The 25,409-nt window shown below is 61.3% G+C and carries 28 protein-coding genes, 1 pseudogene and 1 riboswitch; of the genes and pseudogenes, 8 read left to right on the top strand and 21 right to left on the bottom strand.

Annotation, left to right across the window (positions count from 1 at the left end):
- Positions 1-34 precede the first annotated feature (34 nt).
- The 3 genes and pseudogenes from AC1RZR_RS16745 (at position 35) to AC1RZR_RS16735 (ending at position 2,051) form a co-directional block, all read left to right on the top strand.
- Positions 35-292 carry a hypothetical protein gene (locus AC1RZR_RS16745; RefSeq protein ID WP_477274286.1) on the top strand — a complete coding sequence of 86 codons (258 nt, stop codon included), beginning with the start codon at positions 35-37 and terminating at the stop codon, positions 290-292.
- Positions 293-501: 209 nt separating this feature from the next.
- Positions 502-789, top strand: coding sequence for a hypothetical protein (locus tag AC1RZR_RS16740; RefSeq protein WP_477274284.1), 288 nt, complete (start codon positions 502-504; stop codon positions 787-789).
- Between the two features lie 190 nt (positions 790-979).
- Positions 980-2,051, top strand: a pseudogene (locus AC1RZR_RS16735) (sensor histidine kinase).
- A 6-nt stretch (positions 2,052-2,057) separates the two neighbouring features.
- Here AC1RZR_RS16735 and AC1RZR_RS16730 read toward each other — a convergent pair.
- The 4 genes from AC1RZR_RS16730 to AC1RZR_RS16715 all read right to left on the bottom strand — a co-directional run bounded on the left by AC1RZR_RS16730 (position 2,058) and on the right by AC1RZR_RS16715 (position 4,025).
- Complete coding sequence (locus AC1RZR_RS16730) at positions 2,058-2,543, bottom strand: pyridoxamine 5'-phosphate oxidase family protein (RefSeq protein ID WP_477274280.1); 486 nt, start codon at positions 2,541-2,543, stop codon at positions 2,058-2,060.
- 19 nt (positions 2,544-2,562) lie between these two features.
- Entirely contained in the window at positions 2,563-2,736 is a 174-nt protein-coding gene (locus tag AC1RZR_RS16725) for a hypothetical protein (RefSeq protein ID WP_477274278.1), read from the bottom strand.
- A 278-nt stretch (positions 2,737-3,014) separates the two neighbouring features.
- Entirely contained in the window at positions 3,015-3,179 is a 165-nt protein-coding gene (locus AC1RZR_RS16720) for a DUF3309 family protein (RefSeq protein ID WP_379103714.1), read from the bottom strand.
- Between the two features lie 210 nt (positions 3,180-3,389).
- The gene (locus tag AC1RZR_RS16715; protein WP_477274276.1) at positions 3,390-4,025 is read right to left on the bottom strand and encodes a methyltransferase family protein; all 636 of its coding nucleotides are present in this window, start codon (positions 4,023-4,025) and stop codon (positions 3,390-3,392) included.
- Between the two features lie 281 nt (positions 4,026-4,306).
- Here AC1RZR_RS16715 and AC1RZR_RS16710 point away from each other — a divergent pair, with 281 nt between their 5' ends.
- Entirely contained in the window at positions 4,307-5,917 is a 1,611-nt protein-coding gene (locus AC1RZR_RS16710) for a tetratricopeptide repeat protein (RefSeq protein ID WP_477274274.1), read from the top strand.
- A gap of 137 nt (positions 5,918-6,054) precedes the next feature.
- On the opposite strand, the gene AC1RZR_RS16705 is transcribed toward AC1RZR_RS16710, so the two are convergent.
- The 5 genes from AC1RZR_RS16705 to AC1RZR_RS16685 all read right to left on the bottom strand — a co-directional run bounded on the left by AC1RZR_RS16705 (position 6,055) and on the right by AC1RZR_RS16685 (position 10,510).
- Complete coding sequence (locus AC1RZR_RS16705) at positions 6,055-7,077, bottom strand: ABC transporter substrate-binding protein (protein WP_477274272.1); 1,023 nt, start codon at positions 7,075-7,077, stop codon at positions 6,055-6,057.
- Positions 7,070-7,849 (bottom strand): ABC transporter ATP-binding protein, encoded by a 780-nt coding sequence (locus tag AC1RZR_RS16700; RefSeq protein ID WP_477274270.1) that lies wholly within the window; start codon positions 7,847-7,849, stop codon positions 7,070-7,072. The genes AC1RZR_RS16705 and AC1RZR_RS16700 overlap by 8 nt, the downstream gene beginning before the upstream one ends.
- Positions 7,846-8,670, bottom strand: coding sequence for an ABC transporter permease (locus AC1RZR_RS16695; protein ID WP_481828994.1), 825 nt, complete (start codon positions 8,668-8,670; stop codon positions 7,846-7,848). The genes AC1RZR_RS16700 and AC1RZR_RS16695 overlap by 4 nt, the downstream gene beginning before the upstream one ends.
- A 35-nt stretch (positions 8,671-8,705) precedes the next feature.
- Complete coding sequence (locus AC1RZR_RS16690; protein ID WP_477274266.1) at positions 8,706-9,314, bottom strand: YkoF family thiamine/hydroxymethylpyrimidine-binding protein; 609 nt, start codon at positions 9,312-9,314, stop codon at positions 8,706-8,708.
- A riboswitch (TPP riboswitch) is annotated at positions 9,305-9,418 on the bottom strand. Its footprint overlaps the gene before it by 10 nt.
- 171 nt (positions 9,419-9,589) lie before the next feature.
- Positions 9,590-10,510, bottom strand: a complete 921-nt coding sequence (locus tag AC1RZR_RS16685) for a LysR family transcriptional regulator (RefSeq protein ID WP_481828993.1) — start codon at positions 10,508-10,510, stop codon at positions 9,590-9,592.
- Positions 10,511-10,657: 147 nt separating this feature from the next.
- On the opposite strand from AC1RZR_RS16685, the gene AC1RZR_RS16680 reads away from it, so the two are divergent.
- Positions 10,658-11,395 carry an SDR family oxidoreductase gene (locus AC1RZR_RS16680; RefSeq protein ID WP_481828992.1) on the top strand — a complete coding sequence of 246 codons (738 nt, stop codon included), beginning with the start codon at positions 10,658-10,660 and terminating at the stop codon, positions 11,393-11,395.
- 53 nt (positions 11,396-11,448) lie between these two features.
- Here AC1RZR_RS16680 and msrA read toward each other — a convergent pair whose 3' ends face one another.
- Positions 11,449-11,967, bottom strand: a complete 519-nt coding sequence (gene msrA / locus AC1RZR_RS16675) for a peptide-methionine (S)-S-oxide reductase MsrA (protein WP_481828991.1) — start codon at positions 11,965-11,967, stop codon at positions 11,449-11,451.
- 133 nt (positions 11,968-12,100) lie between these two features.
- Positions 12,101-13,513, bottom strand: a complete 1,413-nt coding sequence (locus AC1RZR_RS16670; protein WP_481828990.1) for a glycosyltransferase family 39 protein — start codon at positions 13,511-13,513, stop codon at positions 12,101-12,103.
- A gap of 325 nt (positions 13,514-13,838) precedes the next feature.
- Here AC1RZR_RS16670 and AC1RZR_RS16665 point away from each other — a divergent pair, with 325 nt between their 5' ends.
- Positions 13,839-14,546 (top strand): hypothetical protein, encoded by a 708-nt coding sequence (locus AC1RZR_RS16665; RefSeq protein WP_477274256.1) that lies wholly within the window; start codon positions 13,839-13,841, stop codon positions 14,544-14,546.
- 172 nt (positions 14,547-14,718) lie between these two features.
- Here the strand turns inward: AC1RZR_RS16665 and AC1RZR_RS16660 are convergent, their stop codons facing one another.
- From AC1RZR_RS16660 to AC1RZR_RS16630, 7 genes are all read right to left on the bottom strand, one after another.
- A complete protein-coding gene (locus tag AC1RZR_RS16660; RefSeq protein ID WP_481828989.1) occupies positions 14,719-15,192 on the bottom strand; it encodes a hypothetical protein in 474 nt (157 codons plus the stop codon).
- A gap of 8 nt (positions 15,193-15,200) precedes the next feature.
- Positions 15,201-15,440: a DUF982 domain-containing protein gene (locus AC1RZR_RS16655; RefSeq protein WP_477274995.1), complete on the bottom strand. Its 240-nt coding sequence runs from the start codon at positions 15,438-15,440 to the stop codon at positions 15,201-15,203.
- 355 nt (positions 15,441-15,795) lie between these two features.
- Positions 15,796-16,119 carry a hypothetical protein gene (locus AC1RZR_RS16650; protein ID WP_481828988.1) on the bottom strand — a complete coding sequence of 108 codons (324 nt, stop codon included), beginning with the start codon at positions 16,117-16,119 and terminating at the stop codon, positions 15,796-15,798.
- Positions 16,119-16,304: a hypothetical protein gene (locus AC1RZR_RS16645; protein ID WP_481828987.1), complete on the bottom strand. Its 186-nt coding sequence runs from the start codon at positions 16,302-16,304 to the stop codon at positions 16,119-16,121. The genes AC1RZR_RS16650 and AC1RZR_RS16645 overlap by 1 nt, the downstream gene beginning before the upstream one ends.
- Positions 16,289-16,516: a hypothetical protein gene (locus AC1RZR_RS16640; RefSeq protein ID WP_481828986.1), complete on the bottom strand. Its 228-nt coding sequence runs from the start codon at positions 16,514-16,516 to the stop codon at positions 16,289-16,291. The genes AC1RZR_RS16645 and AC1RZR_RS16640 overlap by 16 nt, the downstream gene beginning before the upstream one ends.
- Before the next feature lies 1 nt (position 16,517).
- A complete protein-coding gene (locus AC1RZR_RS16635) occupies positions 16,518-16,739 on the bottom strand; it encodes a hypothetical protein (RefSeq protein WP_477274246.1) in 222 nt (73 codons plus the stop codon).
- Positions 16,739-17,455 (bottom strand): glycoside hydrolase family 108 protein, encoded by a 717-nt coding sequence (locus AC1RZR_RS16630; protein ID WP_481828985.1) that lies wholly within the window; start codon positions 17,453-17,455, stop codon positions 16,739-16,741. Before AC1RZR_RS16630 ends, AC1RZR_RS16635 begins: the two co-directional genes overlap by 1 nt.
- 83 nt (positions 17,456-17,538) lie before the next feature.
- Here AC1RZR_RS16630 and AC1RZR_RS16625 point away from each other — a divergent pair, with 83 nt between their 5' ends.
- Positions 17,539-18,636: an acyltransferase family protein gene (locus AC1RZR_RS16625; protein ID WP_481828984.1), complete on the top strand. Its 1,098-nt coding sequence runs from the start codon at positions 17,539-17,541 to the stop codon at positions 18,634-18,636.
- 222 nt (positions 18,637-18,858) lie between these two features.
- On the top strand, positions 18,859-19,923 hold the full coding sequence (locus tag AC1RZR_RS16620) for an acyltransferase family protein (protein WP_481828983.1): 1,065 nt from the start codon (positions 18,859-18,861) through the stop codon (positions 19,921-19,923).
- 102 nt (positions 19,924-20,025) lie between these two features.
- On the opposite strand, the gene AC1RZR_RS16615 is transcribed toward AC1RZR_RS16620, so the two are convergent.
- The 3 genes from AC1RZR_RS16615 to AC1RZR_RS16605 all read right to left on the bottom strand — a co-directional run bounded on the left by AC1RZR_RS16615 (position 20,026) and on the right by AC1RZR_RS16605 (position 25,356).
- Entirely contained in the window at positions 20,026-21,567 is a 1,542-nt protein-coding gene (locus AC1RZR_RS16615; protein WP_481828982.1) for a hypothetical protein, read from the bottom strand.
- A gap of 303 nt (positions 21,568-21,870) precedes the next feature.
- Positions 21,871-22,962 carry an acyltransferase family protein gene (locus AC1RZR_RS16610; RefSeq protein ID WP_481828981.1) on the bottom strand — a complete coding sequence of 364 codons (1,092 nt, stop codon included), beginning with the start codon at positions 22,960-22,962 and terminating at the stop codon, positions 21,871-21,873.
- A 39-nt stretch (positions 22,963-23,001) separates the two neighbouring features.
- Positions 23,002-25,356, bottom strand: a complete 2,355-nt coding sequence (locus tag AC1RZR_RS16605) for an SGNH/GDSL hydrolase family protein (RefSeq protein WP_481828980.1) — start codon at positions 25,354-25,356, stop codon at positions 23,002-23,004.
- Positions 25,357-25,409: the final 53 nt, after the last annotated feature.

Genomic DNA, 25,409 nt, shown 5'->3' with positions numbered 1-25,409 from the left:
TGTATTGTGATAGGTTCCGGAAGAAAGGTGCAAGATGTCCGATTCAAATGGCCAGAAAAGTCCCAAACTGATCGTCGTGGTCGCGTTCGATCGCGGTGAGGATGGCGAATTGTTTCCAGCCTTTGGACCCGCCGACCAGCAGAGCGAGGACCGGGCCATCCGCACCGCCAGGGCTCTGGCGGTAAAACATGCCGGCGTTATCGCCTGGAGCCGCGAGGCGGACCCGGCGCTTGGCGAGTACGGCCCGCCGAACACGCTGTTCGTCAGCGGCGACGTGCCTGACATGGAGTAGTCTGTTGGCCCGGGATCCTGGCCCCGAACTCGACGTCGGCGGCCAGGGCGGGAATATCGCCTCCAATTTGGCTCGGCCGCGTCCCAGACAGAGCCCATAGAATAGAACTTCGTTTTAATATTCGTACATCTGAAGGAACTGAGTTCTCTCGATACCGTTAATCAGCAGGTCGTTTATTCCAATGACCTCCACAGAGAGGAATCCCCCAGATGAACTTCAAGATGCTCACGATGGGCGCGATGGCGCTTGCGATGATGACTGGCTCGGCGCTTGCCGCTGGCAATACATCCGCGCTCGACGATCCGGCGAAGATGTCGCCCTTCTTCACCGATGCCGACATGAAGACCATGAAGTCAGAGGCGGAATTCAAGACCGTTTGGATGGCCATGAAGGAAGAAGACCGCGCCGGCATGACGAAGGAATGTGGCGACGAGGCCATTGCCAAGTTGCATGACAACTTCTGCAAGATGACCAAGCAGCTCGGCGGCGCGAACTGACACACCGCGATTTGGGCGCATGCCCGGATAGAACAGCTTGATAAAGGCGGGCCAAATGCCCGCCTTTTTTCAGCGGCGATGTGAGACATCACATCACCGTGCCCGCGGATTCACTTCGCGACAATGGCCGAGCGAATGTGTAATGTCCTTGTTTGGGGTGGCAGAACGCCGCTCATTTGGCTTTGTGCCCATGTTTCAACCCATTGCGAATATCGAGGACGCGCAGACGCTGGCGCAGGCGATCGTCAACACGATCACCGAGCCGTTTCTCGTCCTCGACGAGCAGTTTCGCGTTCTGGCGGCCAGCCGCTCCTTCTACAAGACATTTGAAGTCGACCCCGCGCAGACCCAGGGCTCGCTGCTCTACGCGCTCGGCGACGGTCAGTGGGATATTCCAGCACTTCGCTTGCTGCTGGAAGACGATCATTCCCGAGAAGACCGCCATGGACGGCTTCGAGGTCGAGCATGATTTCCCGCGCATCGGCCGCCGCACCATGCTGCTCAACGCCCGCAAGGTGCTTTACGACCACAGTCCGGCCATCACCATCCTTCTCGCCTTCAACGATATAACCGCCCGTCGGGTCATCGAGCGGGAAAAGGAAGAATTGCTCAGCCGCACCGAGGATCTGCTTCGGCAGAAGGACGTCCTGCTGCGCGAGATGGAGCATCGGGTCGCCAACAGCCTGCAGATCATCGCCAGCATCCTGTTGCTGAAGGCACGCTCGGTCACATCGGAAGAGACGCGCCAGCACCTCAAGGACGCCCATCAACGCGTTCTGTCGGTGGCGGAGGTGCAACGCCATCTCCACACCTCGGCCGGTGTCGACGAGATCGATGTCGGCTCCTACCTGCCGAAACTGTGCAGTAGCCTCGCCTCGTCGATGGTCGGCGAAGCTCAGCCGATCACGGTCACCGTGACGGCCGAAGGCGGCAGGATGGATTCGCAAAGGGCAGTCAGCTTGGGACTGATCGTCACCGAACTCGTCCTCAATGCCATCAAATATGCCTTCCCAAAGGAGAAGGCCGACGCTCGCATCCAGGTCAGCTACGAGACCGCGGGCAGCGACTGGAAACTGACGGTTTCGGATAATGGCGTCGGCAAGATCGCCAACGACGTACCGGCTACCGGGCTTGGAACGGCCATCGTCGAGGCGCTCGTCAAACAGCTGGAGGCCAAGGTGGACATCATCAGCGACGCTGACGGCACCAGCGTGTCGGTGACCCGGGCGACATTCACCTCGCGGGTGCCGCGAGCGGCGTAAAAGCCGCTACCACGATGCCTGCCTTCCGGATATCGCCTCGATCCTGATCTGATAGAAGAGATGGCTGCCCGAAACCGCTGGCGCAGCGCTTGGCTTCAGGGCTCCCGGTTCCCACCAGTTCGGATGCTTTGCAAGAAGCGACCAGGCAAATTTGCGCTCGCTGTCGATCGTGGCAGTCATCCTTTCGGCTCCGGCAGCGCTATCATCCAGGTCCGGCCCTTTCGGCAATTCCTCGAAGAGGCCGTCCACGACGACGCTCCTCCAGCCGTGCGGACCACCGACATCATCGACCTGCAGGCAGACGCGGGGGTTGGCCTGCATCCACTCGACCTTCCTGCCGGGAAGCGAGAAACTGAAAATGGCGTTGTCGCCGAAGGCAAAATGGATCGGCACCACATAGGGTCTGAGGTCGCGCACACAGGCCAGGCGGCCAAGGCGTTGGGTCTTCAGCAGGGCGACGCAGTCCAGCCGCGTCATCTCCTTGACGTTCATCGCGGTCCTTCTTTCTGTTTCAGGCAGCGCGATCGATGCGGCGGATGACCTTGACGGCCTCTGCTTCAGCCACACCAATCAGCGCATCGATTCCCTGGATGGTCTCGATATGGCCGCGAGCCGCCACCATCCGCCGCAGGACGTGAAGATCATCGCGAATTTCGCAGAGTGTCGTCCGGAGCGTCACGGGCATTGGGCAGCCTTCCGTAACTCAACTGTCTCGACGCAAGGCGGTTCCCTCGACCACAACGCAAAAGCCCGCCACGGGCGAAACCGGAGCGGGCCTTGGAGGAGGACAAGGGGTGGGACCCTTTCCTCTTGTTTCCACGGGGGGTGTGGACCGCGGCCATCTTACAAAAGTTTCGAAACAAGCCGCATCACAAGCCAGCTTGCAAACATCACAATCCGGTGCAGGCCGGCATCGGCACGGTCACGAGATTGCGATTGCCCGGCGACGATCGAGCGGCACGGCTAAATGCGCCCGAGCACGACAAGCACGATGATGATGAGCAGCACGAGCCCCAGGCCGCCGCCGCCATAGTAGCCGGTTCCGTAGAACGGACCACCGCCGAAGCCGCTGAAACCTCCAAGCAGCGCAATGACAAGAAGAATGATGAGTATGGTTCCAAGGCTCATGGTTTTCCCGCTCCTGTAGACGCTGACGCGCCGATTTGAACATCGTCGTACGCGATGTTTCGATGACGTGAACGTTCGAGCGGCCTTACCGTTCCGCGAGATTGCCGCGCCGGCGCATGCATGAAGAAGATTCGCCGACAAAATGAAAAAGGCCCACCACCTTGCGACGGCAGGCCCCTGGCGTTTTCCAGCCTTAGCGGCGCCTTGTTGTCAGACGATCCCGTAGAACAGCCTGTAATGGACGCGCTGCATATAGTCCCGGTATTCCGGCGTGGCGGCAAGCAGCGCCTCTTCGCGCAGGATGCGATGCACCTGGAAGAACGTGATGACGGCGTAGACGGCGAGATTGTAGAAGGAAAAGGCCGACAGTAGATACAGGACATGGCCGATCAGATAACCGGCATAGATCGGGTGTCGTACAAGGCGGTAGGCACCGCCGGTCATCACGCCGCGATTGCCCGGCAAGATGGCGAACGAACGCCCCAGCGATATCTTTCCCCAGATCACGAAACTCAACGCCAGGGCTTGCAGCGGCGCCGCGACATAGACCGGGATGATGGCAGCGCCTGGCTCCAGGGTGATGAAGCCGACACCGAAGCTGGCGATGATGGAGACAATCACCGTGAGCGGGTTCCAGTCGCGAACCTGCGGCCGCCGCGACAGAAGCAGCCAGGTGAAGGTAAGAATCTCGGAAGTCGCCACCAGCGCCACATTGAGACGGGTCGGGTCGAGGATAAGGTGATATAGGCCGCGATAGACAAACAGCCCCGCGAAAGCCAGCGCGCAGGCGCGAAAGAAGCCTTCCCGCAAGTCGACCAGGATTTCGCGCTTTCGGGCTGCGGACAAAATTCCATCGTCGTTGACGTGCGAAAGGGCTTCACTTTTTGATATGAGCAACGCAAGCATCCCAATGATCCCTCAGGGCGACCATTGCATGCAACCATTGCCGGGCAGTTAACCGGCAAGGTCGAAACCTCGCTAAATCGCCTCTGCGTCGAGCATGCGATCGGGTTTAGTCACTTTGGGGGCAGGTCTACAATTTATGCTTGCATTTTGGAACAAATAAGGAACAATACGAGGATTACCGCCAAGGCGGACAAGGGTTTCGGGGGGAGGACCAGCGATATATGGCGAGCTGGAAAGGTGTGGGGCTGGCTGCCGCCGCGATTGGATTGAGTGCGCTGATGAAAACTTCGCCCGGCTGGCCGCTGTCGGCTGGGCTTGCCGTCTTTCTCGCTCTGAACGCACCAGCTCTCGCGGCAGAGAAGGACTATGCCGGCTGCATCGGCAAAGACATCGAGCCGGACCAGCGCATCGCGGCCTGCACGCCGATCGCGGAGGACAAGGGGGAATTCTACGACAACCGCATGATCGCCTATTTCAACCGCGGCATCGCGTGGAATGACAAGCGCGACTATGACCGCGCAATCGCCGACTACGACCAGGCCGTCAGCCTCGACCCTAACGAGCCGGCGGCCTACTACAACAGAGGTACAGCGTGGTTCAACAAGGGCGATAGCGACCGCGCCATCATCGACTTCGATCAGGCAATCAACATCAATCCGCAATATACCAAAAGCTATCTCAATCGCGGAACGGCATGGTTCAAGAAGGGTGACGATAAACGCGCCATCGCCGATTTCGACAAGGCGATCAGCCTCGACCCGAGCGCCGCCGACGCCTTTTACAAGCGTGGCCTGGCACTGTTCCGCACAGACAAGGGCGACCGCGCCGTGCTCGATTTCAACCAGGCAATCGTACTCGATCCGAAATTTGCCAAGGCTTACACGGCTCGCGGCTATGCCTGGGCGCAAAAAGGCGACGATCAGCGCGCCATGACCGACTACAACACGGCGCTCGGCCTCGATCCGAAAAACAGCGAGGCCTACCTCGATCGGGGCCTTGTCTGGATGAACCGCGGCGACAATGAACGGGCCATCGACGATTTCCAGCAAGCCATCATCGCCAACCCGAACAACGGCAAGGCACACAACAACCTCGGTTTTATCTGGTCTCGAAAAGGCGACCTGGAGAGGAGCACGGCAGAATATGACGAGGCGATCCGCCTCGATCCGAAGGACGCCGCGCCTCACCTCAACCGCGGTATCAACCTGGCGGCCAAAGGCGACAGTGATGGCGCCATTGCCGATTTCGACCGGGCGATCGAAATCGACCCACGTTTCGCCAACGCCTATTTTGCCCGCGGCACGGTGTGGGCCGACAGAAACGACCATGGCCGGGCAATCGCCGACTATGACAAGGCGATCAGCCTTGATCCCAAAAGCGGCGCTTACTTCAATCGGGCCTTGGCCAAGACGATCGAAGGAGACCTCGTCGGCGCAGCCGCTGATTGCCGAAAAGCCATCGAGCTTGATCCGAAAAAAACCGGCGCATGCAGCACGCAGGCGACGGGCGCAGAATCCCCGGCTGCGCCCAAGGCGGCCAAGCCGGCCGAACCTGTCGTCTTTCCCGAACAGGATAATTCCGGCGTCGTAGCTTCGAGCATCCAGCGCGGGCTGGATCTGCAGATTCGAGGCAACGTCGGCGACGCCATCAGCGAATTCAGCCGGGCAATCGAGCGGGATCCCTACAACGCCGAAGCTTATTATGACCGCGCACTCGCCAAGGCGTCGCAGGGAAACTATGAGAGCGCCGCCGACGACTGCCGGCGCGCGATCGAACTTGATCCAAAACGCGCCGGCACCTGCCGTGAACAGGCACCCGGCGAGGACTTGTAACAGGTTTGGGGAGGGTTGCCTTGTCGCTGCAGGGCGAGCCGGGGCGAACATGTCAAAACCGCCCTGCTCTATTGGATCGCCAGCAACTGGGCTACCACCCGAGTTCCTGGTCTTCCCCTCAGGGGCAGATTGGTCACCTACCCCAGATAGGTATTGCTGAAATACCCCCCGAAATCCGGGCGTGATTTGGTCGGATTGCCGTCGGCATCGCGCAGAATGCCGGACGCGAAGAGGTAGTCGCCGATCGCGTCCATTCGCGCCGGATCCATGGTGCCGATGGCGCCGTTTTGGCTGCGCAGGTAATGGCCGTCGATCAGTGCCTTCAGCGAAGCCTCGATCAGTGCCGGATTGGTCAGCGCGTCCTTGTTGGCGGCGATCAGAATTGCGGCAGCCGCATCGGGATGGTCGACGGCGAACTGGTAGCCGCGCCGCGTCGCCTGGACGAAGGCGGCCGCAGGTTTGGGGTTTGCCTGGAGATAGGCTTCGCTCGAAGAGATCAGTGTCGTGTGCTCGTCAGGCACGCCATGGTCGGCATAGATGAAGCTGCGCTGCCTGACGCCCTTCAACTCGGCTTCGACACCTTCCCAGGTCGAGACCTCCAGCGTGAAATCGACCGAACCGTTGGCCAGCGCCTCATAGGCCGAAGTGCCGAGCGTCACCGTCTCGAATTTGCCCTTGCCACCATCGTGGCGGATGATGGTGCCGATCAGCGCGTTTTCCCAGGCACTGCCGAAGCCGCCATAGGTCAGGCCGTCAAGGTCTCTCGGGCTTTTGATCTCGCTGCGCGACGCGTTGAACACCAGCCGGCCGGTTTCGGATTGCACCACGGCATAGACCCCCTTCAGGTCAGCTCCGGCGGCTTTCTGGGTGAACAGGCTGATGGTGCCGTTGATGCCGAAATCGGCGACGCGGTTGGCAACGAGCGTGCCGGCCCCAGTATCGCTGTAGGGCAGGATGTCGACCTCGAGTCCGGCTTCGGAATAGAAGCCTTTGTCGCGGGCGACGAACAGCCCGATGTGGTTGGTGTTGACCGTCCAGTCTAGTGCGACGGTGACCTTTTGTACCGCCGATTGCGTTTGAGCCCGGCCCGCTCCGGCAATGAGTGGAACACCCGTGGCAAGGGTCAGCAACAAGGCTTGCCGGCGCGTCAAGTCAGTCATGATCGTATCCTTTGGATGGGTGTGGGTTGGGTCCGGGATTGAGGATGATGTCGAGAATCTCGGCTTCAAGCGTGCTTGCCTGCAGCGCGGCCACTCCGGTGGGATCGCGCGGCCGCGGCAGCGGCACCTTGATTTCGCGGACGATGCGGGCCGGGCGTGCCGACAACACATAGATTCGGTCGGACAGGAACACGGCTTCGCGCACATCGTGGGTGATCAGCAGCGCCGTCCAGCGGTGATGCCGCCACATCTGTTCCAGCCAGCGCTGCATGGCGGTGCGGGTCAGTGCGTCGAGCGCGCCGAACGGTTCGTCGAGCAACAGCATGTCGCGCTCCTGCACCACGGTGCGCAAAAGCGCCGCGCGCTGGCGCATGCCGCCCGACAGCTGCGCCGGAAAATGCCGCTCGAAGCCGGCAAGCCCGAATTCGGCAAACAGCGGCGCGACGCGCGCCCGCGCCGCCTTGCGCCTGACGCCTTGCACTTCGAGCCCGAGCGTCGTGTTGTCGAGGATGCGTCGCCACGGCATCAGCGCGTCACGCTGCGGCATGAATGCGAAATGCCTGCCGTAGTCGTCGAGCGGCGCGCCGTCGAAGAACATCTCGCCCTCGCCGTGCTGCGCGCCGGTCAGAAGCTGGAACAGCGTCGATTTGCCGGCGCCCGATGGACCAAGGATGGAGACGAATTCACCGGCGCCGACGCAGAGCGAAATGCCGGCAAGCACGTCGAGCCCGCCGAAGGCCTTGCGCACATGCCGCAGCTCGAGCCTGCTCATGGCCGCGGCCCCATGCCGGCGGGTTGCTTGCCGGCGGCCCGTTCCCAGGGCATGACAAGCCGCTGCAGCAGCACCGTCAACGCGAACAGGACAAGTGTCAGCGCAGCGCTGACACCGACGGCGGCCAGCACCAGATCGGGGCGGAAATTGTTCTTGGCGTTGAGCATGTAGATGCCCAGCCCCTTCGCCGCACCGGCATATTCAGCGAAGATGGCGCCGACCACGGCATAGGTGATGGATATCCTCAGGCCGGCGAAGAAATAGGGCAGCGCCGACGGCAGCCGCGCCAGCACGAAGACGCGCCAGCGCCCTGCCCCCATCGCGCGCAGCATCTGGCCGATCTCGGACTCCGTCGCCTCGTAGCCCTCGACCAGTGCCACTAGCATCGGAAAGAAGGTGACCAGCGCCACCAGCATGATCTTGGGCGTCAGCCCGAAGCCGAACCACAGCACCACCAGCGGCGCGATCGCCACCAGCGGCAAGGTTTGGCTGACGATGAAAACGGGAAACAGCGCACGCCGCAGCGGCTGGAAGAAATCGACCAGCATCGACAGCGCAAAAGCAGCGCCGAGTGAAAAGGCAAAGCCGATCAGCGTGGCGCGAATGGTGGGAATGGCATTGTCGACCAGCACCTCGCGATTGAGCACCGCCTGCTCGAACACGCGCGACGGCGCCGGCAGCGTCGTCGGCTTGATGCCGGAACACGTGGCGTAGAGCTGCCACGCCAGAAGCAGCAGCCCGACCGAGATCACGGCTGGTGCTGTCTTGACAACAAGGCTCGCGATCGGGCGCGAAGCGACTGATGGTGAGGCCACGGACATAACCTTTGACGAGGTCGCGCGAAAGCGCGGCTGGCTCAGACGGCCGACGGGCTGTTGGCCGAGACCGTGACGTCGAGGGTTACGTGGCCGGCGCCGGGCCCGAAGCGGCAAAAGGCCTCGTCGAGCGCCGAAAAGATCGCGCCGGCATCCCCGCGCAATTTCGTGCAGAAATGCTTCGAGCGCTCATAGACGCCGGACTGCTTGAGAAAATCGATGCAGCCGTAGATCTCGTCCATGTGGTCGTCGGTGCCCATCACATAGAGCGAGAACTGCGCTGCCGCCGGCTGGCCGGTGGCGGCCGCGCCGCGCACCGCCGCGATTGCCGCGTCCTTGCGCGGGCCGAGTGGCCTGGCAGGTCCGCCAAGCGCATCGGAGCTGCAGATCGGATCATCCGGCTCGCCGGGGCAGCCGCGCGAGATGGTGGCCGACAGCACGCAATGTTTGCCGCTGCGTGCCGCCGCCACGAACAGGTCCCGGATCGCCGGAAACAGCACTTCGGGCGGCCCGACCAACAAGGTCGAGATGTCGTCGGTCTCGATCCTGAGCCGGTCGCGGTAGGGATCGAGCGCGCCCAGCGCGCCAAGGATGACACCGACGAAATCGTCGGCCATGGGATATAGGGAAATCTGTGCGCCTGAAAACATCGCCCGCCTCGCTCCGCTGGTATTACCCAGATCAGCTTCTAGGGTCTGTGGGCTTGCCGCCCCCGTCTCAGCCCCGACCGTACGGAGCACCCCTGTGGATGCGCGGGTTAAAGCACCATTCGAGCTGAAGCGAAAGCCGTTTTTTCGGTGCTCTGCGCCAAAAGCATTGCGCCAGGCCCAGGCCCTGAGCGCAAACCGTCGGTGCTGCCGGACCGGAGTTTGTCGGCAACCTTCGCTGCCGCAACCGAAACCCGGGCCGTTCGAGCGACAAACGCTCAACCAGCTGGCAGCGTCTGGCGGCCGGCATGCGCATGGCGCATGAAATCGACGAAGGCGCGCACGGCCGGTGGTGTATGACGCTGCTTCTGATAGCAGAGGAACCAGCCGGGAAAGGTCGCGCACCAATCATCCAGCAGCGACACCAGTTGGCCGGCATCGATCAGCGGGCGCACGAGGTCTTCCGCCCAGAAGGCGATGCCGACACCCTGCACAGCGGCGGCAATCGCCATGTCGCGGCTGGAGACGACAAGCGGGCCGTTGACCGCGACCGAGAACCACTGGCCATCCCTGGCGAATTCCCAGGGATAGAGGCCAGCACTGCCCGGCCGGCGCCAATTGATGCAGCGGTGCTGGAGCAGATCGACCGGTGCCGACGGCGATCCGCAACGGGCGATGTAGTCCGGCGAGGCCACGGCGAGCTGGCGCAGCGTGCCGCCAAGCGCCACGGCGACCATGTCGGCTTCGAGAAATTCGCCTAGCCTGGCGCCGACGTCATAGCCGGCCTCGACAATATCGATGGCCGCATCGTCGATCGTCACATCGAGCACGATGTCCGGCCATGCCTGGTGAAAACGGCCGAGCACCGGCTCCAGATAGGTGGCGGCGGCAACGCTTGGCATATGGACGCGCAAGATGCCGGCCGGCGTGTCGCGCAAGGCGGTCGCATCGCCGACCGCCGCCTCCATCTCGGCCATGGCCGGCGCGAAGCGCGCATGCAGGCGCGCGCCGGCTTCAGTCAGCGAGAGGCTGCGGGTCGTGCGGTTGAGCAGGCGCAGGCCAAGCCGCGCTTCGAGCTGACGGATCGTCTGGCTGAGCGTCGACGCCGACATCCGGAGATCTTCAGCCGCACGGGCGAAGCTGCCATGCGCGACGACAGCGGCAAAGGCCTTCAGTTCCGCATACTCGCTACCGCGCATTATACCGGATTCTCCAATGAGTATGATGATATTCTATCATATTCTCCGTAGGGCGTCTGCAGTCCAGATTGAGGATATGGCTCCAACGTGCCGAGCAGGATCGGCACCGAATGCCTTTGAATCTCCTTCTGAGCAGGAGCAACGAACATGCGGAAACTCAATGGAAAAATCGTCCTGGTAACCGGCGCCTCCTCGGGCATTGGCGCGGCAACCGCGCTGGCGCTGGCGGCGCAAGGCGCGATCGTCGCCATCGCGGCGCGGCGCCGGCAGCGGCTCGACGATCTGGCCACACGCATCCGCGACAACGGCGGCGAAGCCTTGGCCATCGAGGCCGACATCACCGATGAATCCCAGGCAGCCGCCATGGTCCGGCGCGTGTTGGAAGACTATGGCCGGCTGGACATGCTGTTCAATGTTGCCGGTGTCGGCGTCGCCGCCCCGTTCCAGAACACCACCACCGGCGAATACCGGGAAATGGTCGATATCAACATTCTGGGTCTGCTCTACGCGATCAACGCGGCGCTGCCGGCGATGAAACGGCAGGGATCGGGGCACATCGTCATCGTCTCGTCCGGCACCGGCCGCTACATCCATCCATCGGTGGTCTATTCCGGCACCAAGCATGCGGCCAGCGCCATGGCGGAATCGCTGCGCCGCGAAATCGGCAAGGACGGTATCCGCGTCACAGTGATCGAACCCGGCGCGGTCAGAACCGAATTCACCGCCAACATGCGCGACGATGTGCGGATGGCGGTCGAGCAAAGATTGGGCGACATGGAGCAGTTGGAGAGCGAGGACATCGCCGCCGCCATGCTCTACGCGGTCTCGCAGCCGCCAAGGGTCAACGTCAACATCCTGACGCTCTATCCGACGCAGCAGGCTTGATCTGCGGCAATCGGCAAGGCGTGGATCGGGGCCTGGCCCCGATCCTGTGAACCCTACGAAACCGCCTTCTCGCGAACCGGCAGCTTCCAGCCCGGCCGGACGAAGTGGCAGGTGTAGCCGCTGGGATATTTCTCCAGATAGTCCTGATGCTCGGGCTCGGCTTCCCAGAAGTCGCCGACCGGTGCGACCTCGGTGACGACCTTGCCCGGCCACAGGCCGGAGGCGTCGACATCGGCGATGGTGTCTCCGGCAACGCGCTTCTGCTCATCGCTGGTGTAGTAGATCGCCGATCGATAGCTCATCCCGACATCGTTGCCCTGGCGGTTGCGGGTCGTCGGATCATGGATCTGGAAAAAGCGCTCCAGTAGCGTGCGATAGCTGATGATGGCAGGATCGAAATTGATCTCGATGGCCTCGGCATGGGAGCCATGGTTGCGGTAGGTGGCGTTTGGTACGTCGCCGCCACTGTAGCCGACACGGGTGGAGATGACGCCGGGATAGCGCCGTATCAAATCCTGCATGCCCCAGAAACAGCCGCCGGCAAGCACTGCACGTTCGGTCGAAGTCGCCATATCACGTCTCCTCAAAAGCAATTCCAGGAAAAGTGTAGCGGTTTTTCCGTCTGGAATTGCGCAAAAGCAAGTTTGGATCTCCCCATAAATGGGCATTGTCGCTTGCTTCGTCCAGCGGACCGGCCGACCTGCTTCAGTTGCTCGTTTGGGCGAGGCTGTCGATCGCACTCGGCAACTGCGGCGCGCCGGGCGGAACGGCGGCAAAACTGATCGCCACCGGCGGCGCCTTGAGCGACCAGTCGAAAAGAACAGTCTTGACCGGGACGTTGCCCACCCACGCCTGCAGCTGAGCTGGCACGTCGCGCCCAGGCCAGACCAGGAGTATGCCGTGGTCGCGCAGCCGCTCCTTGGTGATCCAGGGGGCGTACTGCATGCTCAGGTCGGTGAAGATAGACGGCTTGTCATAGGCATTAAGGCCCGCCAGCGGCGCAAGAAGGCCATGGCCGCCAACGATGTCGAGCCGATCGGGCGTCGCCGCGTGCCAGACGGCCTCGGCCTCATCCGAGATCTTCTGCGCCGGCCAGCAGACGGCGTCCATGCGCCCGCGCAGATTGCATTTCGTCCAGCGGATGCCCGCATAGGCACCGGAGATGCCGACAATGAAGATGAGCGCGCAGATCGCCAGCTTTCGCATCTCGACGTCGCCGAGACGGTGGCCCAGCAGAGCCAGCGCCACAACGCCAGCAAGATTGTACATCGGCGCGCCCCAGGCCTCGCCTACGCCGGCGAACAGGGACGCCACCATGACGAGGATCGCCGGGCCAACCCCCATCCACAGGAGATAGACCAGCGTACCGCGCCCGACGGGCTCTTGCGGCGGGGGCGAGCGCCGCAGCAGCCCTGATATCGCCAGCACCAGGACAAAGCCGCAGAGCCCGGCCATCTGGACGCCGATGTAATAGAAGCGGGAGCGATGGGCCAGCACCCATTGATCGCGCCAGGCGGCATATGTCAGCGGCAGGAAATCGATGCGGTAGAGCTCGACGGCCAGCGGCGCTGCGACAGCGACGAAAACGGCGAGCCCAAGCCATGGCCAAGGCGTGGCAAGCCGGCTGCGTGCCCGTGCGTCGCACAACAGCCAGATGGCGCCGAACAGCAACAGCAGGCCGGTCGAGAACTTGGCGTAGAGCCCGACGCCCGACACCAGTCCGAGTGCCAGCCACCAGCCCGGCCCGCCGCCACGGCCCGCACGCCACAGCAGCCAGCAGATGGCTGCCCAGAAGGGCATCTGCGCGTAGTCATGATTGAACTGCGGGGTCGGCCAACCGAAGAAATAGAGCGACGGCATCAAAAGCACGGCGGCCAGCGCGCGCCTCTGCCCAAGCAGGTCACGGGCCAGCAGATAGACCAGGACGAAAGTCGCCGAGATCGTCAGCTGGGCCACGAGATATTGCGGCCAGCGGAACGATCCGGTCAGAAGATGGCTGGTCTCGAGCAGCCATGCGGGAAGTTGTGGGTGCTTGTAGGTCAACAGCACCCATTCGCGTCCCCACATGAAGCCTTCGACGACATCGTTCGGCGGCGAGACGTTGATAAGTGCGGGCATCGCTGTCCAGCAGACTATCTGCGTCAGGCACAAAATCGCCAGCAGATACCCGGGGCGACCGATCAGACTGGACAAAACCGATGCGGAATCGACACCGGCGGCAGGCAATCCCGCCGGCCCCCATTTGTCCATGGATCCATCTATCCCCGCCATGCGGCGCTTAAATCACATAGTCCGGTTTAACGAACAGCCCCAAACATCGAAGCTTACGAAAAAGTATAGCTGTGTGCCATTGCAGCACCAAGATCGAGCAGGAACATCGGCGCTCCTCTCTCCAGGCAGGACAGCGCTGCACGCCTGGCCCTGTTCGAAAATCCGGATTCCAATGCGCCACCAGCATGCCGTCATACACTACCGCGCGCTCGATTTCTGGATGGCGCGTGCGGCCGTCCTCGTCATCATCTGCCTGCAGCTTCTGGTCATCAACAACCTCTCATTCGGGCCGCGCTGGCTGGCGCCGGGGCTGGAGGCCGCCCTGCTGCTGCCCTTGTCGGTGGCCACGGCCTGGACACAGGCCGCCACCCGAAAGGCGGTCGAGGATCACGAGTGGCATGCGATCGGCCAGTTTCGCGTCATGATCCGCAGAACCGCCCTGACCATGACCGCCATCATCAGCGTCATGAATTGCGGCTCGCTGGTCCTGCTGGTGCGAGCCTTGCTGGAGGGCCATGCCGGCAACAGCGGCACGACGCTGCTGATCGACGCGCTCAACATCTGGGTGACCAACGTAATCGTCTTTGCCCTATGGTTCTGGAGCACCGACCGGGGCGGGCCGCCGACCTGCGGCCTCGTCAAGCTTGCACAGGCCGATTTCCTGTTCGCGCAGATGACGCTGAACGACCGTGAGCTTCGCAACTGGTTACCCGGCTTCGTCGACTATTTCTTCCTCGCCTTCACCAATGCGACGGCCTTCTCTCCGACGGACACGCTGCCACTCAGTCAACGCGCCAAGCTGCTGATGATGGCGGAGGCCATGATCTCGCTGCTGACCATCGCGCTGGTCGCGGCACGCGCCGTCAACATCCTGGCTTGATCGGGCTGGAAACGCAAAAACGCCCGCCACCTTGCGGCAGCGGGCTCGCTCTGCAGTGTCAACCCGTCACAGGGTCCACAAGGGGTTGGTTGCGGCGGATATCGTCGGGCGCACACCTGGACATCGTACCAGTTGCCCGCGAACACACTACGAACTGCCGGCTGCCCGGCATTCAGTACCGGGGCCTCTTGTCGGAGACCACGACCAGCCTCCCCCCAACATTCTGGCACCGTTTGCATACCAGCTTCGACGCCAGCCGCCTTTCGCTGATGAAATCGTAGTGGGTGCCGTAGATCTCGATCAGGCTATCGAGATCCAGCGAACGCAAATGACCGCAGCGCGCATTGCCGCAATAGGCGCTGAGGCCCATGCCTTGTTCGCGAAGCTCGCCAAGCTTTGTCGGCAGGGCGACCGGGAAAACGATTGCTTCGGGCATCGCCGGGTTCGCCACCGCTTCGAGAATGGGTTTTCGAAACTCGGCCCGGTCAATGTTGCCGATCGCGTGGACTGCCTTGTCTTCCGCGACGCCTATGAGGGAATCGATCTCTCCCATTGCTTCGATATGCCCTCGGACAAATAGAGCCCTTCGAAGCACATGCAACGCATCTCTCGTTTCGCAAAGGGTCGTCCGCAGGGTGAGAGGCATTTGGTCGCTCACTTCCTCATGTAGCTGTCGGGAAGACAATCGGCTTCGACAGCCGCGGCAATGAAGGCTCGGTGGACGTCCCTTGTGCTGCAACATCCCACCCTTTCCCCGACCAGGGCAGCAAGTGCTGCTAAAAACAGTGGGCCATCGGAAGGCCAGTCGTTTGCCAGAGCGTCCGCCATCTGGGGAAGTGTACTGAGAATCGAGATGGTGCCGTCACGTCTCTCGATGGGAATTCCGGAAAACATATTAGGTCGATTGACTGTCACCACATAGCTCCCGCTGGGGCGGGAGAATGTTATGCGCTCTCAAGCACCAGCGCCCGCGCAATAGCTGATGACAATTTTATTGAAGCACTTAAACAAATCTCAGTCCATTAACTATGACGTATCGCGCAAATAATATGCAACTTTAGGATGATATTCACAATTTACTTAATCGGATGAACTGTACGCTTCCGACATTTGCTTTGACGCAGGTCCTGGCACGAAACCGACAAACAACAAGCCCGCCACCATGGGCAGCGGCAGTTCTGGGTGCCGCCGGGGCTCAACCCGGCGCAAGGTCAACGAGCGGCGGAAGGATTGGTTGCTGCTGGCGTTTTCACTCCTCCGGCGCAGGCGTGAACCTGCGCACGACAAACTCGAACAGGATATCCGAAATCCACATGGCGCAGACGCCGATCAGGAAGGCGGCGGCAAGCGTGGTAGTGTCGTCGGCCGGATCCGGCATCGGCAGGCCGGTGATCCTGGCGTAGGACACCACCGGCAGCGTCAGGTAGGCCGCGGCGAGCGCGCCGCAGATCGGCGAGGCCAGCATTTCGCGCAGCTTGTAGCGATGCCGCGACAGCGCCCGCAGAACACCGCCGGCAAGGCCGGCGGCGACGACCGGTCCCTTGATGCCGAGCAGGTCGAAAAGATCGTGCATCACGGCCTCCATCCACAAATCGTCTGGCCCTTTTCGTTGTGCGCCAGGATCGCCGCCACCGACGCGTCGGAAAGGGTTTCCACCTCCGACTTTGTCGGCCGGATGGGATGCTCGACCGCGCAGAACGACCCGCCGGCGGTGGTGCAGCCAGCCAGCATCAGCGAAAGGGCTATGATCTTGACCATTTGGCCAGCCTCCCCCTGTTTTTATCAGGCGCCCGGTCCGCGACAGCGTCGTCGATCTTGCGGGCTTCGCTGCGCGCGGCGGCGTCGGCGGCATCCTGCCTGGCCTTCTGGCCAGCCTTGCCCTTGGCATAGGCCGTCCACAGACCGGCGAGCGCGGCACCCGTTGCAAGCAGATACGGCCAGAACTGGCCAAGCAGGGCGAGCGCTCCCATCTCATTTCTCCTCGGCCGGCGGCGGCGCGACCATGCCGCGCGGACCGTCGCGCACCGCGTTGATGATGATCTTGGCAAGGGCGATGGTGCCGCTGATCTGAAGCGCGGTGCGATCGGTGACGCCGAACATCGTCCAGTCGAAACCGGCCAGGGCGCCGCCGCAGATGATCGCGATCAGCGTGTTGAGGAGATTGTGCAGTGCGTTGGTGTTGACCCATTTCATCAGAAGAGGCTCCCGAAAAGATCGCTGACGTGATGCCTGAAGGCCGTGAGCGCTCCAGCGATGAGGACGAGGATGCCGGCCACGGCGGCAGTCTTGCCGGCCGACGGTACAGGCCGGGCCGCAGGCACATCGCCAGCGGCCGTTTCGTCACCGGACGGTTGCAGAGCCGGCACAGGCGCCGGCGCGGCCGCCGGCGCCGCTGGTTGCGCCGACATCAGCAAGGCTTGAGTCCGCACCGATTTGACACGATCGGACCAGCCGCGCCCGAATGTTGACCATGTCGGCAGCCGTTTGAGAAAGGCCAGCCGCGCATCGCAAAGCGCGTCGATGGTGACGCCGACCGGCTTTGCCCTGGCGGCGGCAAGGGTCGCCGGCCCGATCCGGCCGTCCTGGGCAACGCCCAGGGCCGCCTGCAGGGTCTTCGCCGCCCGGCCAGGCCCGCTGTTCACGGCGAAGTCGAACACCGCATGGTCGACACCATCGGGCAATTCGGCGCCGAGCACCGCGTCCCAATAGAAACGGCGGTAGACGGCGGCGACCTGCGCGTCGCTGATCTGCTTGAGGTCCGCCTTGGTGGCGCCGGCCTTCACGTAGCGGCGGAAGTTGGCGAGCGTCACGCCCTTCATGGTGGCGCCACCGGGATCGGCAGCGTTGTCGCTCCAGCCACCTTCGGATTTCAGGACGAGCGCAAGCGCCCGCGCGAAGTTGCGGTCCATGGCAGTTCCTTCCCGCCCTCGCGGGCAAGTTGTTGAGTGTCGGATTCTTGGCTATGTAGTCGGCCTGGGACGAGGGATTCGACTTGCAGAACAACAATGAGCGGATATTTGCGCTCGATGGGCTGCGCGGCATCGCCGCGCTGTCAGTGTTCCTTCAGCATTTCGCGACCGATGCGCCGTGGCATCCCCACACATTTGCCTGGGCCGGTCTGGTCGGCGTGCAATTGTTCTTCGTGCTGTCCGGCTTTCTGATGGGCCGGAACTACTCGACCACCCCGATTTCCGGCGCGGCCGTGCTCGACTTCTGGGTCAAGCGTGTCGCCCGCGTGGTGCCGCTGTTCTACATCTGCATCACTGCGGCCTATGCCTGGCTCTGGCTGACCGGTCAGATCCGCCCCTTCTACGCGCTCGAGTGGAAGATGTGGTGGCAGCATTACCTCTTCTGGAACGGTCAATCGGTGTTCTGGACTATCCCCCCGGAGATGCAGTTCTATCTGGTTTTCCCGCTGATCTGGCTGCTTTGCCAGCGCCTCGGCACTGCCGCCAATTTCCTGTTGATCCTGGCCGTCGCCATTTGCCAGATGGCCGCGATCAGCACGCCTCTTTTCATGGCGTATGCTTCGCTGTTCGTTGCCGGCGTCGTCGCCGGACGCATCACCCTTGCGCCCGAGAAATCATACGATGTTCCGTTCGTGGTGCTGATCGTTTTCTACGTCATCTCATGGCCGGGCATGATCGATGTTCTTGGCCTGCCAGCATCCCTGTACAGCGGCCTTTCGCAAGGACCGCTGTACCTGATTTATCTGCCCGCCCTGGTGCTGGTTGCAACGGCCTCACCACTGGCGCGGCGCCTGTTGGGGCGAGGCGTGCTGCGGCGGTACGGCGACATGTCCTATTCCGTCTATCTGCTGCACGGACCAATTTATTTTGGGCTCAAAATGTGGACGCCGATTGCGCTTCTGCCGGGACCCATCTGGTTCGGGCTGACGCTGGCGGTCGTTACCGTCGTCAGCCACTATTCATTCCGCTACGTCGAGACGCCGCTGCGCAGACGGATTTCGCGCCTGGCACCCAAGCCACTAGCGAATGCACCCCTCCAACCGGTTGCCAACGGTGGTGACGATGTTCGATCCGGCCGGCCAGCAGCGGAGGAAGCCTTGGAGGCGCCGGCCCTCACGTAGCGGCGGAAGTTGGCGAGCGTCACGCCCTTCATGGTGGCGCCACCGGGATCGGCCGGATTTGTCCGACCACCCGCCTTCCGATTTCAAGACGCGCAAGCGCCTGCGCGAAGTTGCGGTCCAAGGCAGTTCCTTTCCGCCCTCTCTGGGCAGTTGTTAAGTCTGGGATTCTGGCTATAGTCGGCCTGGACGGGGGAATTTAGCTTGCAGGATAATAATGCGCGAATGTTCGCGCTCGATGGGCTGCGCGGCATTGCCGCGCTGTCAGTGTTCCTTCAGCATTTCGCGACCGATGCGCCGTGGCATCCCCTCACATTTGCCTGGTGCGGCATCATCGGTGTCGAACTGTTTTTCGTGCTGTCCGGATTTCTGATGGGCAGGAAGTATTCGACTGCCCCGATTTCTGGCTCGGCGGTGATTGACTTCTGGGTCAAACGCGCGGCACGCGTCCTGCCACTGTTTTTCATCTGCGTGACGGCAGCCTATGCCTGGCTGTTGCTGACAGGTGATGGCCAGCCTTTTTACGGACTGCAGTGGGATGGATGGTGGCACCATTACGCTTTCTGGGCCGGCCAATCCGTGTTCTGGACGATCCCGAGAGAGATCCAATTCTATCTGGTTTTCCCCCTGATCTGGTGGATTTGCCAGCGCCTGGGCAATGCTGCCAACTTCTTGCTGCTCGCGGCGGTGGCCATTCTCCAAAGCGCCGCCATCAGCACTCCTGTACTCATGCAGGCCGCCCCTCTGTTTCTCGCCGGCGCCGTCGCCGGGCGCGTCAACCTTGAGCCGGACAAGTCGTACGATGTCCCCTTCGTTGCGCTTCTGATCCTCTACGTCTTGTCGTGGCCAGGAATGATTTACGTCCTTGAATTGCCAAAATCTCTGTTCAGCAGCACGCTCTACCTTGTCTATCTGCCTTCTCTCGTACTGGTTTCGACAGCCTCCCCGGTTGCCCAGCGCCTGTTGGGGCGGGGCGTGCTGAGGTGGTATGGCGACATGTCCTATTCCGTCTATCTGCTCCACTTGCCCATCTATGTTGCGCTCAAGATGTGGACGCCAATTTCGCTTTTGCCGAGACCTATCTGGTTCGGGCTGACGTTGATCGTCGTGACGATCGTCAGCCACTATTCATTCCGCTACGTCGAGACGCCGCTGCGCAGACGCATATCGCGCCTGGCGCCCAAGCCACCAGCGAATGCACCCCTCCAACCGGTTGCCAATGGTGGTGACGGTGTTCGATCCGGCCGGCCAGCACCGGAGGAAGCCTTGGTGGCGCCGGCCCTCACGTAGCGGCGGAAGTTGGCGAGCGTCACGCCCTTCATGGTGGCGCCACCGGGATCGGCCGGATTTGTCCGACTACCCGCCTTCCCTTTTCTCGCCACCCCTTGAGTTTTACGGGGTTGCGACGCCAACCAAATTGCCAACGCCGGAATTGGATACGTTCGTCCTCACTTGGTTGTAAGAGTTGGACGCAACCGTCCAATGACGGGAGCCGGCCTGAAGACCGACACCGAAACCAAGGTTGAAAAATCCATTGCCGATGATCGTTCCGACGTTGGCGGCGCCGTTGGCATTCACCTGAATTCCATCGCCGCCCGTCCTCTTGGTGTTTTCGAAGACATTGCCGAGAATGGTGAACCAGTTTGTGGTAGCGTTGCTGATGTAAATACCATTCCAGGGCGACGCAGGAACCGTAAAAACACTGTTCATGATTTGGCAGCCGAGCAAATCTCCCTTGATCAATATCTGATTGTTGGCGGTGTTGAACTGGCTATCTGACACCGCAAGTTGTGCGGTGCCAATTGAGCCGATAGGGACATTGATGCCTGTTAGACCATTGGTGAAGTTCGACTGCGAAATTGTGACGCCTTGCGCGGCGGTGCCGTACAGAAAGCCGATTTTGTCGTTGATGAAATTCGCATGGGTTACGCTCAACGCGATAGCAACGCAGGTCGGATTGCTTGATTGATACGTCAAACCGGTTGTGTGATTGCCCCTGTTGCCGAAGAAATCAACCTCGGTTGCACTGACGTCCGACAGACCGTTGATAAGCAGATCATTCGTCCAATAAGCGGACGGCAAATAATTTCCCTGCCCGCGAAACGACAGGTCGTTGAAATGCGACGAATATTTTGAACCGGTGCAATCCGAACTGTTGACCGCGAGCGCCGTATTCGTGTTGAAGCTGCCGGTTTCGAAATCCAGCCCGTCAACTTCAACCGTCATTTGTTTGCCGGTGGTCAGGATCATGCCGGCGACGTTGGCATTCCACAAAAGATGCGTGACGCTTTTCCCCATGCCGAAAATTCGGATATGCGCTGTACCGGACGGGGTGGCGGAGGCGGTGTTGCTGAAGACGTAGGTGCCGACTCCAAACTTGATGCAGATGTCCTTGGTGCGGAATGACGACACCGCGGCATTCCAGGCCGCAAGAGTGTCGGTCGAGCCGTTGCCGACGCCACCGAACGCTTCAATCGCAACGCAACCGGACGCGAAATGCTGCCCGTTGGCGTTCATCACGTCGTCGCCAGCGGTGTTGGTGAAGCCAGGAATCGTGCGTGCCGTTGCGGCGCTCGCAAGATCGGCAGGATTGTTTGCCTTGAGTGCGGCGAGCGGATAATCGGCGGCAACCAAGGCCCGCATGGTCGCCGCGCCTCGGCTGCCATCAGGGGCTGCTGCAAGAACAGTGTTGGCGACAGCCGAATTTGCGCCGGCACCGCCGACGGTCGCGATATCGCCGACAACTGGCGAGCCGACAACGGACTGCGCAAGGGCCACGGACGCATGGCAAATGAATGCCAGCGCGGTCATGAAGCGTCGCAACACGATGTACTCCTGTTCAAGGGAATGGCTGGAAGGCCGTTGCCGTTGCGCGCATCCGGATATCATGATCATGGCGCCAACACGGGCGAACACATCAACAATCGGTGACATCCAAACGTACGATGTCTCATGCGACGGCCAATGTGATGAAGAGCGGTGATCGCAACAATGCCGATGTAATTTTCAATGCGCTGCGGGAGGCGAATTAGGCTGTCGGATTAAGTTCAAACAGCGAATGTGATATCAAGCGGCCATGAAACAGATACTTGCCGCCCTGCGAGCTTTAGCCCTTTAGTTTAGCGAAAAAGACGGAGCATGGCACGTTGGCAAAGATCTATGGAGCGGCTACTTCTCACGCCGCTGGTCAAACGGCGCACGGGAGTATCGGACGCCGAGTGACGAAGAACGCGACGATCAGGAATTCGGCATGACGTGGTGAGCCAGGGAAATCGCAGGCGCTGCCCGTTCCCTTTTCTCCGCACCAGCCAGCAAGGCAACCCATTTGGACTTGTTGATGGGACGTTCGATCAAACGGTAACTCGCTACTCCTATGGCAATTGCTATCGGGATTGATACGAGCCTCAAGGGCAGGCCGCCATGAACCCCCAATTTAACCCACATTGCAGCCATCAAGGCGAACAGCATCTGGTGCCATAGGTACAGGGAATAAGAGGCGTCCCCCAGCTTGACCAGCGCCTTGGGAAACGTCCATCTCTCCCGGATTTCCAGAGCAACAAGCCCGTAGGCAATGAAGGCACCCGGCAGCCCTATGCACGTCGCACGCCACATGGGTGGCTGGCCGTATCCTCCATTGCGGCTTAAGACATATGCTCCGACGAGAAGCCAGACCACTCCGACCACTACTGATGAAAGTGCATAGCCAGAAATCTTCCGCTCAGCCAACAAGGCCACGACGATCCCGAAAAAGAACTCCAAAACGATCGGGATAAAAAAGTAGATTGCCGGAACATAGTAGGTCGAATGCCAGCTTAATCCAGCGGCCCACAAGGCGAAAACGGTGGCAAACCAAACACCCAGCACGAGCAGGATGCGACGGGGCAACAGCAAGATAGCCAGAGCGCAGACGCTGTAGAAAACCATCTCGTATTGCAGTGTCCAAGCCGCCAGGATTCGGTTGTTCGGTTGGGCGACGAGCAGCAGCAGTTTCCATGCAGGCTGTTGCGTAATATCAGCCGGAGCGAGTGAAACCGTCGTTGTGGCGAGCACTATCGAGGCCACCGCAAACACGAACCAGTAGATTGGATAGATCCGAAATACCCGCCTCACAGCGAAATTCCGAAAGGCGCGCCACCGGCCCACGTCCTTCTTGCCGAGACTGTCGGCTGACAGGTACATCACGAAGCCCGAGATCACAAAGAACACATCAACCCCACCGGGACCGACCGCATTGATGGCAGGCTGCACCCAAGGCGACACATAGAAGTGGGCACAGAGCACCATCAGAGCCGCGACGGCGCGGAGACCTTGGATGTTTTGATAGAGCATCGCCGCTGGATATCAGCGAATGGCTGAAGCGGCAACGCCCTAGGACGCGCCGATCTCCACGGTGCACTGGTGCGTGGCAACCGCACCTGTTGCTGAGTTCACCACCCGCACGGACAGGCTATCACCCTTCGCCACCGCCACCGAATTGACCACATCGGAGGACAGCAGGACTGCCGCCGTGGTGGTGCTGGTGAGTATCGTCGCCACACCGTTGATGAACAGCGTGTAGGTGTAGGTCTGCGAAGCCCCAGGAACGGCGCTCGCCAGCGTCCGAAGGTTCTTTGCCACGCCCGCATATGGGACGGTAATCGCGGCCACGAGAGCGCTGGCGCCGGCATAGGAGCCGAGATAGGCAGTCGCCGCCGCTGCCACCGTGCCGCTGCCCGAGGTCATCGCGAGCATGGTCTTGATGCCGCTGGTCCGCTTTGGTGTTGACAGGCCATATGAGGCCCTTGCGCACGCATGCGCGATCTTGGTGCGTGCGCTGCGGGTTTCGTGGATGTTGTCTAGGACGTTGGTGTCCACGCGGTTCTGATCGGCGTTCCAGTTCAGGTATCGCGCAATGGTCGGGCCCAGGATCTTGCCGGCATCCACAAGTGCGACCGGGCTTCCCGCATCCCGGTATGTAGCAACGACGCGGCGAATGACTTCCCGGTAAATGGGCACGGACGAACCGCTGCCGGAGTTCTGGCCAAGGCCGCCGTAGAGTGCCGATTCCGTCCTGGTATAGAACGCCGGGGTAAGCAGCACCGTCACCTTTGCCCCGGAGCTGAGGGCCCGATCGAGCATCAGCGCAAGGTTGGTGGCGAATGTGGCCGTTGACGTTCCCGCCTGGGTGTCGTTCGTGCCGAGCCCAATGAACACATCCGTATATCCTGTCATGGTTTCGGCCAGGATAGCCGTGAGCTGCTCGGCAAGCACTGCGCCAGCCAGCGCAATGTTCTTGCTGCTCTCCCATTGCGTGCCCATGGAACCCTGCATGACGCGCGCGATATCACGCGGCCAGCCGATCATGATATCGTCCATCTTGCTATCGCCGACGAACAAGGCGCGGATCGGGCGGGGGGCCAGACGGGTGGGGTTCTTGGTCTTGATGATGTTCTGGAAGTTGCTCACTTCGGCTGCCGCTGCCGGCCTGTAAACGCCAGGGCCGACATACGTTACCGGCTTGGCAAGCTCGCCGTCGGCGATTACCACACCGTTGAGGCCAACCTGATATTTGGTCGGCGTGAGCATATCGACCGTGATGCTCGACTTGGTGAGCGTATAGCCCGGATCGGCGTTCGCGGCTGGCCCGTCGCCAAAGTGGAAGACCGAGACTTCGGTAAAGGTGCTGGCAGCGGTCAGTTTCTTGTGCGTCATGTTGCCATTAACAGCCGCATAGACAGCGTGGTAGCCGCCGTCGTAGGCGATGACAACATAGCCGGTATCGGTGGCATTGTACCCGCACACCCAGGAATACTGACACCCGGCTTCCGGCACGATGCCTGCGAAAATCAATGTGGTCAGGTCCGCCGTAGCCCAATTGATGTTGATCAGGTTGGTGGCCTTGGAAATACCGGTCGAAGTCGCCGATGTGGTGTTGCCGTTCGGCCAGGCAAATTTCGACATCGTGGCCGTGTTCATATCCACCACGGTCGGTTCGTCGTAGGTCACGTCACCATCGGTCAGGAAATCGAACTTATCGACCGGTTCGGCGTGATGCTGAAAGGTGGAGAGAAGGGCTGTGCTGGTGAACAGCAGTTCGCCTGTCCCGACGACGGTCACGGCTGGGGCATTGGCGACTTTCTGGGCCTGCGTCCTGTCATTGTAGACGTTCGGACCTTTGAAGGTAGGATTGCTGGACGCATCGATCTTGTGGCCGGTGAAATCGCCCGTCGTGGCGAAGTAGAAAACGCCCAGCGCCTTCCTGAGCATGACGAGTGTTTCGACGCTGCCCAACGTCGCCTTGGCCAACGCCCATGCGTCGTCGTTGTTCGTCACCCCATCGTCAATGAAACCGAATTCCGTCGAGTAGCGCTCCGTCCCGATATGCCCCAGCGATGCCAGGGAAAAGGTCATGTCGCTAGTCCCAATGACTGGCTCGAAGGCATCGAAGGCGTAGACGAAGCTTTCAGAAGTGGCACCCTGTTGCACACGTACAGTTGTCCCCTTCTGCATGGTCCGTGCAGTGCGTGCGTCAGCCGCCCGGTACCATTGGCCTTCGCTGGCCGTGTAGATACCGTTTTGCGTCGCATCGGCCTGGTTCTTCACCAGCACGCGATCGCCGACTTCCGTCAGCACGCCGTCGATGGTCTTCAGACCTGACAGCGTGATGTTGCCCGTAGTCGCCAGGCGCACGGGTTCTCGCTCGCCGGTCAACAGGCGAACGGCGGCAGTTGCAGGTCGGGCCATAAGGCTTGCTCCATGAAAAAAGCCCCGCGAAAGCGAGGCTGTGAACGTTACGG

The sequence above is a fragment of the Mesorhizobium bavaricum genome (genome assembly GCF_056781655.1).
The sequence above is the reverse complement of the archived record's forward strand: the minus strand, read 5'-3'. Positions and strand labels throughout refer to the sequence as shown.

Coding starts and splice junctions, on each gene's coding strand:
- AC1RZR_RS16620 (WP_481828983.1), top strand. CDS start 18,859: ATGTTCGCGCTCGATGGGCTGCGCGGCATTGCCGCGCTGTCAGTGTTC.
- AC1RZR_RS16740 (WP_477274284.1), top strand. CDS start 502: ATGAACTTCAAGATGCTCACGATGGGCGCGATGGCGCTTGCGATGATG.
- AC1RZR_RS16710 (WP_477274274.1), top strand. CDS start 4,307: ATGGCGAGCTGGAAAGGTGTGGGGCTGGCTGCCGCCGCGATTGGATTG.
- AC1RZR_RS16630 (WP_481828985.1), bottom strand. CDS start 17,455: ATGGACCGCAACTTCGCGCGGGCGCTTGCGCTCGTCCTGAAATCCGAA.
- AC1RZR_RS16705 (WP_477274272.1), bottom strand. CDS start 7,077: ATGACTGACTTGACGCGCCGGCAAGCCTTGTTGCTGACCCTTGCCACG.
- AC1RZR_RS16635 (WP_477274246.1), bottom strand. CDS start 16,739: ATGAAATGGGTCAACACCAACGCACTGCACAATCTCCTCAACACGCTG.
- AC1RZR_RS16695 (WP_481828994.1), bottom strand. CDS start 8,670: ATGTCCGTGGCCTCACCATCAGTCGCTTCGCGCCCGATCGCGAGCCTT.
- AC1RZR_RS16680 (WP_481828992.1), top strand. CDS start 10,658: ATGCGGAAACTCAATGGAAAAATCGTCCTGGTAACCGGCGCCTCCTCG.
- AC1RZR_RS16725 (WP_477274278.1), bottom strand. CDS start 2,736: ATGCCCGTGACGCTCCGGACGACACTCTGCGAAATTCGCGATGATCTT.
- AC1RZR_RS16745 (WP_477274286.1), top strand. CDS start 35: ATGTCCGATTCAAATGGCCAGAAAAGTCCCAAACTGATCGTCGTGGTC.
- AC1RZR_RS16655 (WP_477274995.1), bottom strand. CDS start 15,440: ATGTTTTCCGGAATTCCCATCGAGAGACGTGACGGCACCATCTCGATT.
- AC1RZR_RS16615 (WP_481828982.1), bottom strand. CDS start 21,567: ATGTCACCGATTGTTGATGTGTTCGCCCGTGTTGGCGCCATGATCATG.
- AC1RZR_RS16610 (WP_481828981.1), bottom strand. CDS start 22,962: ATGCTCTATCAAAACATCCAAGGTCTCCGCGCCGTCGCGGCTCTGATG.
- AC1RZR_RS16720 (WP_379103714.1), bottom strand. CDS start 3,179: ATGAGCCTTGGAACCATACTCATCATTCTTCTTGTCATTGCGCTGCTT.
- AC1RZR_RS16660 (WP_481828989.1), bottom strand. CDS start 15,192: ATGCCTCTCACCCTGCGGACGACCCTTTGCGAAACGAGAGATGCGTTG.
- AC1RZR_RS16665 (WP_477274256.1), top strand. CDS start 13,839: ATGCGCCACCAGCATGCCGTCATACACTACCGCGCGCTCGATTTCTGG.
- AC1RZR_RS16685 (WP_481828993.1), bottom strand. CDS start 10,510: ATGCGCGGTAGCGAGTATGCGGAACTGAAGGCCTTTGCCGCTGTCGTC.
- AC1RZR_RS16605 (WP_481828980.1), bottom strand. CDS start 25,356: ATGGCCCGACCTGCAACTGCCGCCGTTCGCCTGTTGACCGGCGAGCGA.
- AC1RZR_RS16650 (WP_481828988.1), bottom strand. CDS start 16,119: ATGCACGATCTTTTCGACCTGCTCGGCATCAAGGGACCGGTCGTCGCC.
- AC1RZR_RS16690 (WP_477274266.1), bottom strand. CDS start 9,314: ATGTTTTCAGGCGCACAGATTTCCCTATATCCCATGGCCGACGATTTC.
- AC1RZR_RS16670 (WP_481828990.1), bottom strand. CDS start 13,513: ATGCCCGCACTTATCAACGTCTCGCCGCCGAACGATGTCGTCGAAGGC.
- AC1RZR_RS16640 (WP_481828986.1), bottom strand. CDS start 16,516: ATGGGAGCGCTCGCCCTGCTTGGCCAGTTCTGGCCGTATCTGCTTGCA.
- AC1RZR_RS16700 (WP_477274270.1), bottom strand. CDS start 7,849: ATGAGCAGGCTCGAGCTGCGGCATGTGCGCAAGGCCTTCGGCGGGCTC.
- AC1RZR_RS16645 (WP_481828987.1), bottom strand. CDS start 16,304: ATGGTCAAGATCATAGCCCTTTCGCTGATGCTGGCTGGCTGCACCACC.
- AC1RZR_RS16730 (WP_477274280.1), bottom strand. CDS start 2,543: ATGAACGTCAAGGAGATGACGCGGCTGGACTGCGTCGCCCTGCTGAAG.
- msrA (WP_481828991.1), bottom strand. CDS start 11,967: ATGGCGACTTCGACCGAACGTGCAGTGCTTGCCGGCGGCTGTTTCTGG.